This is a genomic window from Agarivorans sp. TSD2052, from assembly GCF_023238625.1.
Classification (GTDB): Bacteria; Pseudomonadota; Gammaproteobacteria; order Enterobacterales; family Celerinatantimonadaceae; genus Agarivorans.
Window position 1 is genome coordinate 2,986,897 of the sequence record NZ_CP096670.1, and the last position, 14,878, is coordinate 3,001,774.

The window sequence follows — 14,878 nt, forward strand, 5'->3', positions numbered from 1 at the left end:
TTGCCTCGATTAACGTTCGCCAAAGGCTGTCGTGATGTTGGTAAACACCGGTTTCCACAAATACTGGAATACCGTCTTATCACCGGTAACAATATCTACCTCGCCGGTCATACCCGGAATCAATCCAAAACGCTCAGGATCATCGTTAAAATAGGGCTTCTCAATACTGATTTTAACCTTATAAAAAACACCGCCTTTCTCATCAGTGTCAGTAGAGGGCGAAATCCTCTGCACCACGCCGTCTAAAGCACCGTATCGGCTGTAATCAAAGGCATCTATTTTGATTCTTGCGGTTTGCCCTTCACTAACAAAGCCAATGTCACGTGGCGAAAGCTTCGCTTCAATTAATGCTTCTTTGGTGGTGGGTACTATTACCGCCACTGTCCCACCGGGGGCAATAACACTGCCTGAAGACGTAGTGGGTATCGATTGAACAATGCCATCAACTGGCGCTAATACCGTAGTTTGAGATACTTGAGAATCTGAAGATCTTAAGCGAGCCTCAATACCCAATAATTCAGCTTGGGCATCAGCACGTTTTTCGCCCACTTGATTAAACAAAGCCGCGTTTTTTTGCTCTAGTTGCTTAGTTAAATTTGTGAGATTTTTGCTTAATACTTCTTCCTTACCCTCTAAAGACTTAAGCTCGCGGACATATGAATCTAACTTTTGTTGCGCTTCAAGTACTTGGAGTTTAGAGACCACTTGAATACCACTAGGAGACTTCATCATATTGATGGTTTTGCGGGAGGCTGAAATTTGGTCTTTCAAAGCCGGGACTTCATTTTCTATCGCAGCTAGCTCCGCTTTAGATTTAGCGATTTCTGATTCACTGAGCGCTGATGTTGCGGCTAGCTCATCGTTCATCCGTTTTAGAGCCGAAATATGCTGCTTAAGTAATTTAGGGTATTCGCTTTCAAAAGCAGAGAAATCAGCAGTACGTTGCTCAACAAAGGCATTGTAACGCTCCATTCTCAGCTCTAAGTTAGCTTGCTTACTGGATAACTCTTGTTCCAATGATTGGCTATCAATAGCCACAAAATTAGCTAATATATCGCCTTTTTTAACAACATCACCTTCTTCAACACTAACCGATGCTAATGTTCCACCGAGCTGGCTTTGAATCACTTGCCTATGCCCGAGGGGGACCACTTGACCTTTTGCTTTAGCAATTTCTTCAACGGTGGTAAAAATCGACCATAGCAGCACAGCCAACACTGAAAACGCTATAAATAAGCCGATACGACGGATCAGTTTTCGCTCGGTTGGCGCTTCAATTGCGTCAGTAAATTCATGCTCGGGCCAAACTCGATTAGCCAATTGACGTTTATCCATAATATTACTGCTCCGCTTCGGCATTTTGTTGAGGGATTGGGCCAACGTATACCGCAGCACCTTTATCTAAAATAATGACTTTATCGGCCAGTTTAATTAACTCTTGGTCGTGGCTACTAAATAATACGGTGGCTTTCCCCTTTAAGGCTTTTAACGTAGAAATAAATTGCAGCCTAGCATGAGGGTTTCGATTGGCTAAGGGTTCGTCCATAACTAAGAACGTGGATTGCTTTAACAATGATCTAGCTAAACTGATATAGCTGCCTTCCACTGCCGATAGCATTGCGCTATCCCCGCCAACAATCTGCGTATCCAGTTGCTGATCTAACGAATCAAACAAGGCTTGACCACCAGCAGCTATCAAAGCATCAATCAGTTGTTGGTCGCTGGCGTCAGCTCGCGCCACTCTTAAGTTTTCAGCTAAAGTACCTGGGAACAAGTCAGGTTCAGCGGGACAAAATCCCACCCAGCTTCGTAATAACTCTGGGTCATATTGGCGAATATTTTTACCGTTTAAAGCAACATAACCAGCTTGTGCTTCAATCACTCCTATTGCCGATAGCAACAAAGAGGTTTTACCGCAGCCATTAGGGCCAATTATCGCCACTAACTCTCCGCTTTCGATATCAGCCGCCACACCTGACAAGGCGGGCTCCATCTCTGCGGTATACCGCAGAGTAAGATGCTGAAAAGACAAGCTAGGTGGCTTATTGGTATCTGCTACGTCTAGCCGCAATGCACTATTTTCAGTTTGAACCTGCATGAAACGGTCAAACTGTTCGGCAGCGTTTTGTAACAAGGTGAACTTTTGTGAAGAGCTAAAGGCCAGTTGTGCGGGGCCAGTAATGCGCCAAATTAACATGACACAAGCAATTAACGCGCCAGCCGAAATGCTTTGGTTCAATACCAAAAAAATGCCACAAAAAACGGTAACCAAGGCAGTGCTTAAGCTCAAAGCATGTGCCACTGCCGCCATCAGTCCATTGCGAGCTGCATAGCGGAAGTTTTGTCGACTATTTTCCCGGCACAGTCGCGCAAATTTAGTCGTCCAAGCATCAACGTGGCCAGCAGCTTTTAACTGCAATAGGTTTTTAGATAATTCGTTGAGTACGTTTTGGTATTCACTGGACACTGTAGGAGAAGCACTTTGTATATACCCCCGCATCAACCGCATCACCAAATAAAACACCACCAACATAACCAGAGGCACCAGGACTAACCACCCACTTAGCAAGGTAATCGCTGCCAAGGCTATAATAGTAAACGGTAAATCAATTAACCCTCCTGCCGCAGGCCCCGATAGCACCGTTCTTACTTTTTCAGCGTTGCGCATACGAGCAATATGATTAGAAATACCCACTCGCGATAACACCGTTAAAGGCATACTTAACAAGCGCTGGAAGGTGAGTTCTGATAGGTCTCTAGCCATACGGTTACTAGCCGACGACATCACTTTGGCGCGAATTAACCGAGCCGCCACTAAAATACTTAAGGCCAATGCTGCTCCCAGCGCGATACTGGGTAATACTTCGGGGGTCTGCCCGCCAATCACTCTGTCGTAAACGGCCATGGTAAATAAAGGCACCGCCAAACCTGTAAGGCTAGACAACAAACTCAGCCAAAATACCGGCCTATACCACTTACTGCGTTTACTGAGTTGCGCGGCAAAAGCTTTAGCCGACGAACCTTGCAGCGGTAATTGTTCAATCATAATTAAATGGACATCATCACTTAATATGCTTGAATCACATGGCTGCCACTGCTGTTCAAACTGCTCTAACACTTCGCCATGACGACGCAACAGCATCGGTGCTTGTCGCTCAGATATCAGTACAAAAGGGTGAGCGGCTTGAGCGACCAATGAAGGGATATGCCGATGCACTGAATAGCCAATGTGATACTTTTTAAGCGACTCAACAAAAGCCACTACATCTATGTGTTGTTGGCGGGGGTCTTCAGCCACATTGTTGGCTTGAGAGTATAAACCCAACTGCTGTAACAGCTGAACAAGAAGAGGTTTCAAATCATTCACTTGATTATTCATATTAAGCCCCCTCAGCTTGTACAACCGCACTCACCGCACCATTTTTATCGATACTCACCAGCACATCACAGTGTTGTTTCACATCCTCAAAATGGGAGGCGATAAGTACGGTCATCGCCTGCTTTTCCTTATTCAACAGCGCCAATAACCGCTGCTGAGCATCGGCATCTAGTGATAACATCGGCTCATCAAGTAACAAAATAGAGGGTTGTTGAGCGAGCGCTCGGACTAATGCGATTAACTTAATGGCGCCTTTATTAAGCATTTGATTACCACTATCGCCAACCCGAGTTTGGTAACCTGCTGGCAATAAAGCGATAGCGGCACTTAAACCAAGCTCATCTGCCACCACCATTGCCTTTGCTTCTAGTTCAGGCCTAAACAGGGTCATATTTTCGAGTAAACTACCGGCAAACAAGGTTGGCCAAGGCGCCAAATAAACCACAGACTGTCGATACTCATCACTATCATGCAGCCTCAACTCAACGCCGGCAATACTCAGCTCTCCTTCGCTAGCCTGATGAAACCCCGCCAGTAAGCTAAGCATTAAGCTGGCATTAGTCAGAGGGTTTGATTGAATCGCAACGAGGCTTTTTGCTGGTATGGTGAATTGGCATGCTTTTAACAAAGCCCCAGAGGACTGCGCCGATAATTTCGAAAACTCGATTGGTCCACTAGGCAGTTTTTGCTGATAATGATGCTCTCCGGTAAATTGCTCGTTCTCTAAGTCAATAAGTTGCTTAACCTGCGACATAGCCGACTTAGCCGTTACCATTCGAGAGCGTAAACTGATAATGGCACTTAAAGGGGCAACCGCCCTCCCGGCTAAAATTGAGCATGCTGCCAGTCCCCCCGTGGTAAGCTCTCCGTCTAGCACTAATAAACAGCCAAGCAATACCAATACCAAGGTAGTGCCTTGCGATGCACCTTGAATTAGCTCCTGTAATTTTGCGGATAACCAATCTACCCGCTGTTGATTTTGTAAACGCTTGAAATTTATTTCGCGGTAATAAGCAGAAATACCATTTTCCAAAGCCAAAGCTTTAGTCGTAGTTAAACCAGAAAGCACATTGATTAATAAACGAGAGCGTTCGGCTTCACTGAGGGCTAAATCTTCGGTTGCTTGTGCTAATTGCTTTCCTATCAGCACTACAACCAAGCTAATTAAGCCCCAAACAGCAATAGGTATAAACACCAAAGTTCCGCCAATATAGGCAACTAAGGCTAAAAAAATGATAACAAAAGGAAAATCGATTACCGCTAAAGCAGCTTGACCAGAATAGAGGTCTCGCATTCCAGCAATCGAGCTCAAGCCATTAAATATGCCACCTCTGCCTAATTTAGCCACTGGCCCGTAGCTGGCGGCTAACAAGGCTTTCACCGCAGAAATAGTAGTATGTAATTCGAAGTTAGCCGCGGCAGAAGCTAGCAACCAACTACGAACATAGCGTAATACCAACTCCAACAGAATAGCTACCGCCACTCCCAACATTAAGATACTCGCAGTACCATAACCTTGATTAGGCAAAATACGGTCGTAAATTTGCAACATAGCAAAAGGTAAGGCTAAAGAAAGTAGGTTAATAAAGGTAGAAGAAAGCAATACATCAATTGCTGACCGATTTTGAAACAGTAGGCTTAAGGCATACCTCATTTAGCTTGCTTCCTTTCGTCAATAAATCACTCCATGAGTTATTGATAAGCCTAGCAAATAATCTGATATTTTCTGTTTTAGAGTTTTTTTTGTTACTGACAGCCAGACGCCCTGCAAACTTTTAATAACAAAATTGACACACCATGTAAAATAATTCACTATTAACAAGCTCTCTACTAGCTCAAGACTTCAATCGTGACTGTTATATTGTCATTTAAATCTATTTGTTATTGCTAATCAAAAAGATATGAATCCATCATCCAGCTTAGCTCAAGTATTAGCGTTACCTAGCCAATCACACCACCATAGTCACAACTACTATCAGGTGGTGATCGGGCTGCAGGGGCAAACCGAATTCGACATTCAAGGCCAAGGTAATTTAGTGGGCCCAGGCCAAGGCTGTCTGGTGCCAGCGAGCTCCGAGCATGCCTTTACTGGTTTAGGGCGCAACCAAATTTTAGTGGTCAACTTGCCGCTAAACACCGAACAAGGCCTTCAAGATAAAGTAAATCAACTATTTGAAAGAAAAGCTTATTTTCAACTTACCAATCAATCTCAAATACTCATCGGGGCACTGTGTCATGAGATCCTAAGCCAGCCGCAAGAGCAACTATTGGGTGAAGCCTGTGCCCATACGTTGGTGTGTGTGCTGCAAAACCAGTTGGCGCAAGCAAAACCGCAACGAACGCTGCGCTTACAAATGGATAGCATTGATCGTTACATTCATCAGCACCTGCATCAAAAAATCAGTGTCGCGCAATTGGCGGGTGCAGTTTACTTGGCCGAAAGCCAATTTTACCGTTTATTTGGCCAACAAAATGGCATAACCCCTCATCAATACGTGTTACGTAAACGCTTTGAATTGGCCAAACAGTTACTTAGCGAGGAAAAGCTGAGCCTACAGCAAATTTCCGACAGCTGTGGCTTTGCCAGTCAAAGTAGCTTTACTAGCGCTTTTAGTGCCTTTTTCGGTCAGTCTCCCGCGCGCTATAAACGCAATAACAGTTAATACCCATAAGCTGCACCAATAATTTGTATCCCCCCTGTTCATTGCTGTTACTTACTACACTTACTGTAGCTTAGCGACCTAAGTCATTATTCGGTCGATTGTTAAATCTTTGCTGGAACAAGTGTTAATCGGCAGAGAGTTTCTAAAAAACTTCGGAGCTTTTCGAAATACGCCAAAGGTAAAGCACTCTACAATCGGTCACTTAATAACAAAGCCGTAACATCCCCTGTCCCTCGCAGAGGATGAAAAACGAGGACATAGCATGCTGAACACCCCGCAACTCGACGCTCATTTCATGACGCAAGCTAGCTTTATTGATCAGCCACAGGAACAGCTTTGGCGGTATATCTCGCCACTTTATTGCATTGACGAATCGACTTGGCTAAATCAGTTATTACCTTTAGCTGAACCCAGCGAAAAAGAACTCAGCCAATCTACGGGTTTAGCGACTCAGCTAATTGAACGAGTGCGATCCGATAAAAATGCGATACAAATGATTGATGCCCTGCTGTTGGAATACAGCTTAGATACTCGCGAAGGCATCTTACTAATGTGCTTGGCCGAAGCTTTGATGCGTGTGCCGGATACCGCCACGGCAGATGCCCTAATTCGTGACAAAATGAGCGTGGCCGATTGGAAGTCTCACCTTAAAAACTCTGACTCGTTATTTGTTAATGCTTCGACGTGGGGCTTAATGCTAACCGGTAAAGTGGTTAGCTTAGATCAACCAGAAGCGGGCCAGCCAAGTAAGTTGCTAAATCGACTGGTCAACAAATTTTCTGAGCCCGTAATTCGCCAAGCGATGCACCAAGCAATGAAGATAATGGGTCATCAATTTGTCTTAGGTCGCAATATTCAAGAAGCGCTGAAAAATGGCGAGACACCACGCAGCCGAGGCTTTAGCTATTCATTTGATATGCTGGGTGAATCGGCACTTACCGCTGAAGATGCGCTTAAGTATTATAACGATTACCACCAAGCTATTAGCCAAGTCGCCACTGATAAGCCACAAGCATCTAACGCAAGTCTTGCGCCATCGGTATCAATTAAATTGTCAGCCTTACACCCTCGCTATGAAGCAGCCAATCAAGCGCGGGTAATCAATGAAATGTTTAACACCTTACTCGCACTATTAGTTCATGCTCGCCAACAAGATGTTGCAATTACCATTGATGCTGAAGAAGCCGACCGCTTAGAAATTTCGCTGAAACTGTTTGCTAAGTTATATCAGCATTCTGCACTTAAGGGCTGGGGCAAATTTGGCTTAGTGGTACAAGCTTATTCCAAACGGGCTTTGCCAGTTATAGCGTGGTTAGCGGCCTTAGCAAAAAAACAAGGCGATATCATTCCAATGCGTCTCGTAAAAGGCGCTTACTGGGATACCGAGCTTAAATTGGCTCAGCAACATGGCCACCACGCCTACCCTGTATATACTCGAAAAGAAGCCACTGACGTCAGTTATTTGGCTTGTGCACGCTTGCTGTTAAGTGAACACATTCGTGGCCTGATCTTTCCGCAATTTGCCAGCCACAATGCGCAAACCATAGCCGCAATCGCCGCGATGGCTAACCATAATGATTACGAATTCCAGCGTTTGCACGGTATGGGCGATGCCTTGTATCACCATGTAAAAGAGTTGTTAGATACCGATATTCGAATTTACGCACCAGTGGGTAGTCATCAAGATCTATTGCCTTACTTAGTACGTCGTTTATTAGAAAATGGCGCCAATAGCTCCTTTGTTCATCGCTTGGTTGATGCTCGATGCCCGGTGACTGATTTAACGCTACACCCAGTTAATCAATTACGCACCCGCCCTTGCCTACACAATCCACGGATTGTTACGCCTCCACATTTATTCGGCGAACAGCGCCTTAATTCAATGGGTGTCGCTAGCGATATTGAAAGCGAATGGCTGCCCTTTGAGCAGCAAGTGAGTCAATTTTTGGGGCAACACCTTTGGCATGCTCAAGCAATTATTGGTGGCCAAGCACAGTGTGGGGAGCTACATCAAATCCATGCCCCTTATGATACTCAACTCAGGGTGGGCACCGTGCAATGGGCTAACGCCGAGCAAGCTAAACAAGCCATTAGCTTTGCTGAGCAAGCCTACCCTAGCTGGCGTGATACCGACGTAAACCAACGTGCTGCGTACTTGCTAGCACTGGCCGATAAACTAGAACAACATCGCCACGAGCTGGTTGCCCTATGCCACCGAGAAGCGGGTAAAACGGTTTTAGATAGTATTGATGAAATCCGTGAAGCTGTAGATTTTTTACGTTATTACTCGCAGCAAGCCATTACGAATTTTGGTCAAGCCACTGAGCAGTTAAGTTTTAACGGCCACCCTCAAGCGACCCAATACAGGGGGCGCGGCGTATTTGTATGCATTAGCCCATGGAACTTCCCTTTAGCCATTTTTATTGGCCAAATATCAGCAGCGCTGGTTGCCGGTAATACGGTAGTCGCGAAACCTGCCGAACAAAGCTCATTAATTGCCACACGTTGCATTGAGCTGCTGCTGGAAACAGGCTTACCTAGCAATGCTATTCAACTTGTATTAGGCAGCGGAGCGCAGCTCGGCGAAGCCTTAAGCGCAGATCCTCGGATTGCTGGTGTGGCCTTTACTGGATCTACCCCTACAGCGCAAAAAATAAATCGTTTGCTAGCCAAACGCGATGCTATGCCAGTGCCATTTATTGCCGAAACTGGTGGGCAAAATGCCATGATAGTTGATAGCACCGCGCTACCCGAGCAGGTAGTCCGAGATGTTATTCGCTCAGCGTTTGCATCAGCGGGTCAGCGTTGCTCAGCCTTAAGAGTGTTGTATGTACAACAAGATATTGCCGAGCGAATACTGCAGCTTATTCAAGGCGCAATGGCAGAGCTAAGCATTGGTAACCCTGAACGTTTGAGTACTGATGTTGGCCCAGTGATTGATTTAGCCGCCCAGCAAAAATTACTGGCCCATGTCGAATGGTTACAACAGCATGCCCAGCCGATTTATCAAGTGGAGTTATCGCCCTCATGTAACAGCGGAACCTATGTGGCACCCAGTGCATTTGAGATAACCAGCATTGAGCAACTCGACCAAGAACACTTTGGCCCCATCCTTCATGTGATTAAATACCAAGCAAATCAACTTGATAGGGTGATTGATCAAATTAATCAAAGTGGATTTGGGTTAACCTTAGGCGTGCATAGTCGTAATGAAAGCACTTATCAACACATTGAGCGGCGTGCTCGTGTCGGTAATTGCTACATCAATCGTGACCAGGTAGGTGCGGTAGTTGGCGTACAACCCTTTGGTGGACAAGGCCTTTCAGGCACAGGCCCTAAAGCAGGCGGGCCCCATTATTTATATCGCTTCGCCATTGCTGTCGTCACCCCAACACTAGCCAGCGAGGTGCAATAAAATGACTATGCCAATGGAAGTACTAAGCCAAAGCCTTTCCTTATTAGAAGATTGGCAGCAGCAAAGTGTTACGCAACGAGCCCAACTTCTTGAACGATGGGCACAACGAATAGTAAAACGCGCAGAGCACTTTGCAGCAAGTGCCAGTATGATCCGCTTTCAATGCCAACAAGCATCAAGGATTATCGCTAAGCAGCATCAACTGCAAGGGCCAACGGGCGAGACCAACGAGCTGTATTGTGTTGGACGAGGTACCTTTTTAATACACGCCGATGAAACCGCAAATACGGTAGCCATTGCAGGGCTAATAAGTGCCGCACTAGTGGCAGGCAATACCATTATTTGCAGTGTTGCGCCAAGTGCCAAGGCCGACCTCGATATATTGCTCTGTGAGCTGTTAAGAGCAGGCTGCCCTGACCGAGTGGCTATCCAATTGGATGCTGACGCCAGTGAGCAACTAGCCATGCAGCCCCAACTTGCAGGCATTGCATTGGCGGCTAGCCAAACAACTTGCCAGCACTATAACCAGTTATTGGCCGAGCGAGATGGACAACTAGCTCAGCTAGTATACGAAACCGATTTACTCAATTTTGCTCATTTGAGTGAAGCGACATTTTGTTTGCGGTTTATTACTGAACGCACTCGAACCATAAATATTACCGCCGTTGGCGGTAACGCTAGTCTGCTAGAGCTAGGCAGCGGCGATTAACACCGATAAAACCCAAAATGCTCAAAGTAGCAAAAAAAGGAAAAAGGAATGATTGAAAATAGCTTTGCTATCAGTGCCACATTTATAGCCTATCTCATCGTTATGCTATCAATTGGCATTTATGCCTATAAACGCACCTCCAGTTCAGAAGACTACTTCTTAGGAGGGCGCACATTAGGTCCATGGCCAGCCGCCTTATCTGCTGGCGCATCAGACATGAGTGGCTGGTTGCTACTCGGTTTACCTGGTTACGCCTACGCAGCCGGCATTGAATCATTTTGGCTAGCGGGCGGTCTGCTAGTCGGTACCTGGTTAAACTGGCTGATTTGTGCCAAACGCCTACGCACCTACTCTATAGTGGTGGATAACGCGCTTACCATCCCTGAGTTTTTGGCACGCCGTTTTGAAGACAAATCAAAACTACTGCAGTCAATTTCGGCCTTTTTCATCTTGTTATTTTTCTTGTTTTATACCAGTTCAGGCTTAGTCGCTGGCGGTAAATTATTCGAAACTGTATTCGGTTTAGACTACAGCACAGCTGTCATAGTAGGCACCGTATGTGTGGTCTCATATACCTTATTTGGTGGTTTCTTGGCAGTATCATGGACCGATTTAGTGCAAGGTTTGTTAATGTCAGCCGCGCTAATGATTGTACCAATTGCGGCAATGGAAGGTTCTTTTGGCGATTTAAGCCAAGCCCTTACGCTGAAAAACCCTGAGCTTTTAAACCTATGGACCGATGTTAAAGGCGAACCTTTAAGTGCAATTGCAATCATATCCTTGGTGGCTTGGGGCTTGGGGTATTTTGGTCAACCACATATTCTGGCGCGTTTTCAGGCCACCCGTAGCAACAAAGACATCGGTACTGCTCGTCGCATTGCTGTTAGTTGGACCGCCCTATCTATGGCAGGCGCATTACTTATTGGTTTGGTGGGCACGGTATACGTTGACTCTCACTTAGGTGGCAACATAAAAGATGGCGAAACCATTTTTATGTTATTGGTTAATGCCATCTTCCACCCGGTGATTGCTGGTATCCTGCTGGCTGCGATCTTAGCCGCCATTATGAGCACCGCCGATTCGCAACTATTAGTTTCATCGTCAGCACTTGCCGAAGACTTTTACAAACAAGTTTTCCGTCCACAAGCGAGCCAGCAAGAAATAGTACGTATCGGACGTTTTGCGGTGGTGGCCTTATCGATTGTGGCACTGGTATTGGCCATGAACCCCGAAAGCTCGGTGCTGGGTTTAGTGTCTTATGCTTGGGCAGGTTTTGGCGCAGCCTTTGGCCCTGCTTTATTGCTCAGTTTGTTCTGGAAAGATATGAATCGCAATGGGGCCTTGGCTGGGGTGGTGTTAGGCGGAGTCACCGTCGTAGTTTGGAAGCAACTCAGTGGGGGTTTGTTCGACATTTACGAAATTGTTCCCGGTTTCATCTTGGCAAGCATTGCCATTATTGTTGTCAGTAAAGCCACGGGCGGTGCCGAAGCATCAGTTCAAAAAACACATGATAAATACGAAGAGCAATTAGTTAGCCTAGACTAATACATGTAATACAAAAGAGCAGTATCGCCTATTTGATACTGCTCTTTATGACCATTAAACACCTCTACATTTAGCTAAAAAAACAAATGATACTCAAGAGTAAATCAGCTACGAAAGTCTCGCCCTAGTTTGATCGAAACCACAAATACCCCTAAATTCCCCGCTCTTAATATGTATTATTAAATTATATTAATACGATCACTTTTTTACGCAGTTTTTTACGTAAGATATCCCTGTTTTATTTATCGCTTGAAAAATTTAACAATGAAAAGGACATTCTATGTACCGTAAAACCTGCCTAGCCCTAGTTTTGGGTTTAATTCTCGTTGGATGTAATAGCAGTAGTACAGATACAACAAATCCTATTGACCCTGTAGACCCTGTAGACCCTGTAGACCCAGTGGATCCTTCAGGTGAGCCTAGCTTCGGTTTGCCTGACGGTGTTTTAAGCACTGAAGATATCAACTGTAGCCAAGTATTCGATTCACTATCAGGCCTCGCAGACGCTACGTCTACAGAAATGGACGCAGGTACCACGCTTTGCCTAGCAGATGGTGAATACAGCGGCGATTTCCAAGTCACATTTGGTGGCTCTGGCACCGCAGATAAGCCCATTAAAATTGCTGCAGAAAACCCAGGGAAAGCTATTTTAAAAGGCGGTGAAGTCGCAATTAACATGGGCGGTAGCTACAGCCAGCTGCAAGGACTTATTTTTGATGGCGTAGAATATGGCAGTAACTTAATTGCCACTCGCTTTGGCACTAACGATTTGTGTTCTGATTGTCGCATCAGCGAAATCAGCATTTTGAATGCTGTAGCCCAAGATGATTACGGTATTTTAGTACATATTTATGGTAAAGATATTTGGTTAGATCACAGCGTTATTAGTGGCAAAACTGTGGCTAACCCCATGATTTCATTCAACCGCTGGGTAGATGAATCATGGGATGAAGAGACTCAACTAGCAGAACTCGCTCAAGGTATCGTGGTCTATAATAACTACATTGCTAACCGCCCACCTGCCGACAATAAGATGTACGCTAGCAGTAGCGACAATGATTATGAAGCCATAAGAACAGGCTTAAGTGCCACCCACCACTACCCTGGTAACTCATTTATTGTTCGAAACGTTTTCGAACGGATCCAAGGTGAAGCTGAAGTTATTTCTAACAAAGGCTCTAACAACGTCATCGCTTACAATACTATTCGCAATAGTTACGGCTCATTAACCAACCGTCATGGTAATACCAATACCATCAGCAATAACTTTATTCTTAGTGAAGATTACCCTTTTGCAGGAGGATTAAGAATTGTTGATGACGGCCACACCATTACCAATAACTATATTGAAAGTGCCCGTTATAAAAACACCAGCCACCATGGGGGGATTGTTTTACTCGGTTATGACGGTGCAGGTGATGGTGATAACGGCTACCAACAAGTTGAAAATGTATACATCGCCAATAACACCATCGTAGACAGCGTTAACAGTTTAAATATTGATGGTGGCAATAAATCGAACCAGCCTAAAGAAGTGTACTTAGTCAATAACCTGATTGACCATGGAATTGGGCCTGTCATCGTTCAGGCAGAAAACGGCATAATGCCCGACTCAAGCCTAGCCGGTAATATTTTTTATGGACAAACGTTCTCTGATGATGACCAAGTCTCACTGGGTACCGAAGGCATAGAATTCTATAGTGCAAACTTAGCAATCGGCAGTGATAATTTGTATCGCCCTTCAGATTCTACACCGGATATCAGTGCAGTAAGCGATTACGACAACGGTGATTTTAGCGCACCGAGTATCGACATGGACGGTCAAACTCGTTCTGGTGTCAGCAGCGCTGGGGCTGATGAAGCACTAGATAGCGAGGTTGCCTTACAAGCGCTTAATTACGCTGATGTAGGTCCAAATAGCTATCGTCTTAACAAACCTGAAGCCATTATGCTTGAAGTTGATGTAGACAACCCAGCGTTTGATGAGGGCTTAGCTAACTGGACCACCAGCGGCGCTGAAATAGTAACGGGTACTGATGCATTTTCACGTGGTGCTAGCGCAAAATTAACTGGTGCGAGTAGCTTGAGTCAAAGCATAGCTTTAAGCACCGACACGCCATATGTTGTATCAGCCTTCGTTAAAGGCAGTTATCAACTGGCCATTGGCGACTTGGTAAAACTATCAGGTGTGGAATCAAGCAGTGATTATACTTGGGTAAGCGCCGAGTTTAATTCTGGTGATAGTACTAGCGGCACGCTAATATTAAGCTTGCCTGAGCACGTGACTACGGCCACCGATCTGGAAGACGGCAACTTAGGCGAATTTCGCAGCAATAGTGGCAGTAGTAATGTTTGGGTGCAGCATGAAGGTGATTCAGAGGGCTTAGGCGATGTAGGTAGCTCGGGGGATTCAGCCTTTACTGACACAGGCTCATCATCTAGCGGTTCTGCCCGAGTTCGTTTCAAGGCATCGGCCAGCAACCACGACTTCACCGCGACCCCAGGCCTATCACAAACCGTTGCTAATATACCCAGCAATACCAACATGTCCTACTCACTTTACTACTGTGATAACAAAGGTGATGACTCATTAAGTACCCTACATTATGGGGTAAAAGATGACTCGGGCATAATAATCGCTGAAGCATTTTCTCATGTTAGCGATTTGGATGACGCTCCACAAGGTTCGGTCAAAACCTGCTTTAAACAAGTGGAGTTAGCGTTTAATTCAGCAGACAACACCACACTTGAAGTGTTCGCGTTTATGCAAATAGATACCAGCAATAGCGATCCTGAAATCTACGCCAGTGAGCAATTCACCGATGATGAGTTGGAAGTACGTCTCGATGAATTTAGCTTAACTTACTTGGCTACCCCAAGCTCAAACAGCGAAGGTTTGTTTGATGATGTTCGCTTAATGAGCAGAGAAGATTAATCGCTTCACTAGGCACAAGTAACACGCATTACACCTTTTGCTTTACTCCCAGAGCAGCCATTACCGGCTGCTCTATTCAGTGGCTTGCTAAATGTTAAGTTAATTAAAAATAAACCTTTACAATTTGAAGTACTAAGGTAGTATCTATCTCGCTCTGTAATTCAGAGTTATTAGTGAACCAAAAGTAAAAGTAAAGCCTCAGAATCTCTTCGTTATTGTTGTTATCCTTAGT

8 protein-coding genes are annotated in these 14,878 nt (G+C 45.2%); 5 read left to right on the plus strand and 3 right to left on the minus strand.

What is annotated here, in order from left to right; genetic code table 11:
• Positions 1-9: 9 nt before the first annotated feature.
• The 3 genes from M0C34_RS13495 to M0C34_RS13505 are packed head-to-tail and all read right to left on the minus strand — an operon-like array spanning position 10 to position 5,033.
• Positions 10-1,335 (minus strand): HlyD family type I secretion periplasmic adaptor subunit, encoded by a 1,326-nt coding sequence (locus M0C34_RS13495; RefSeq protein WP_248712207.1) that lies wholly within the window; start codon positions 1,333-1,335, stop codon positions 10-12.
• Positions 1,336-1,339: 4 nt separating this feature from the next.
• Positions 1,340-3,379 carry an ATP-binding cassette domain-containing protein gene (locus tag M0C34_RS13500; protein ID WP_248712208.1) on the minus strand — a complete coding sequence of 680 codons (2,040 nt, stop codon included), beginning with the start codon at positions 3,377-3,379 and terminating at the stop codon, positions 1,340-1,342.
• 1 nt (position 3,380) lies between these two features.
• Complete coding sequence (locus M0C34_RS13505; RefSeq protein ID WP_248712209.1) at positions 3,381-5,033, minus strand: ABC transporter transmembrane domain-containing protein; 1,653 nt, start codon at positions 5,031-5,033, stop codon at positions 3,381-3,383.
• A 247-nt stretch (positions 5,034-5,280) separates the two neighbouring features.
• Here M0C34_RS13505 and M0C34_RS13510 point away from each other — a divergent pair, with 247 nt between their 5' ends.
• From M0C34_RS13510 to M0C34_RS13530, 5 genes are all read left to right on the plus strand, one after another.
• The gene (locus M0C34_RS13510; RefSeq protein WP_248712210.1) at positions 5,281-6,042 is read left to right on the plus strand and encodes a helix-turn-helix domain-containing protein; all 762 of its coding nucleotides are present in this window, start codon (positions 5,281-5,283) and stop codon (positions 6,040-6,042) included.
• Positions 6,043-6,304: 262 nt separating this feature from the next.
• Complete coding sequence (putA, locus tag M0C34_RS13515) at positions 6,305-9,457, plus strand: bifunctional proline dehydrogenase/L-glutamate gamma-semialdehyde dehydrogenase PutA (protein WP_248712211.1); 3,153 nt, start codon at positions 6,305-6,307, stop codon at positions 9,455-9,457.
• A gap of 1 nt (position 9,458) precedes the next feature.
• On the plus strand, positions 9,459-10,166 hold the full coding sequence (locus M0C34_RS13520) for an aldehyde dehydrogenase family protein (RefSeq protein ID WP_248712212.1): 708 nt from the start codon (positions 9,459-9,461) through the stop codon (positions 10,164-10,166).
• A gap of 48 nt (positions 10,167-10,214) precedes the next feature.
• Complete coding sequence (gene putP / locus M0C34_RS13525; protein WP_248712213.1) at positions 10,215-11,711, plus strand: sodium/proline symporter PutP; 1,497 nt, start codon at positions 10,215-10,217, stop codon at positions 11,709-11,711.
• A 280-nt stretch (positions 11,712-11,991) separates the two neighbouring features.
• A complete protein-coding gene (locus M0C34_RS13530; protein ID WP_248712214.1) occupies positions 11,992-14,646 on the plus strand; it encodes a polysaccharide lyase 6 family protein in 2,655 nt (884 codons plus the stop codon).
• Positions 14,647-14,878: the final 232 nt, after the last annotated feature.

Excerpts from the sequence above, each read along its gene's own strand:
- M0C34_RS13495 (WP_248712207.1), bottom strand. The coding sequence starts at position 1,335 with ATGGATAAACGTCAATTGGCTAATCGAGTTTGGCCCGAGCATGAATTT.
- M0C34_RS13500 (WP_248712208.1), bottom strand. The coding sequence starts at position 3,379 with ATGAATAATCAAGTGAATGATTTGAAACCTCTTCTTGTTCAGCTGTTA.
- M0C34_RS13505 (WP_248712209.1), bottom strand. The coding sequence starts at position 5,033 with ATGAGGTATGCCTTAAGCCTACTGTTTCAAAATCGGTCAGCAATTGAT.
- M0C34_RS13510 (WP_248712210.1), top strand. The coding sequence starts at position 5,281 with ATGAATCCATCATCCAGCTTAGCTCAAGTATTAGCGTTACCTAGCCAA.
- putA (WP_248712211.1), top strand. The coding sequence starts at position 6,305 with ATGCTGAACACCCCGCAACTCGACGCTCATTTCATGACGCAAGCTAGC.
- M0C34_RS13520 (WP_248712212.1), top strand. The coding sequence starts at position 9,459 with ATGACTATGCCAATGGAAGTACTAAGCCAAAGCCTTTCCTTATTAGAA.
- putP (WP_248712213.1), top strand. The coding sequence starts at position 10,215 with ATGATTGAAAATAGCTTTGCTATCAGTGCCACATTTATAGCCTATCTC.
- M0C34_RS13530 (WP_248712214.1), top strand. The coding sequence starts at position 11,992 with ATGTACCGTAAAACCTGCCTAGCCCTAGTTTTGGGTTTAATTCTCGTT.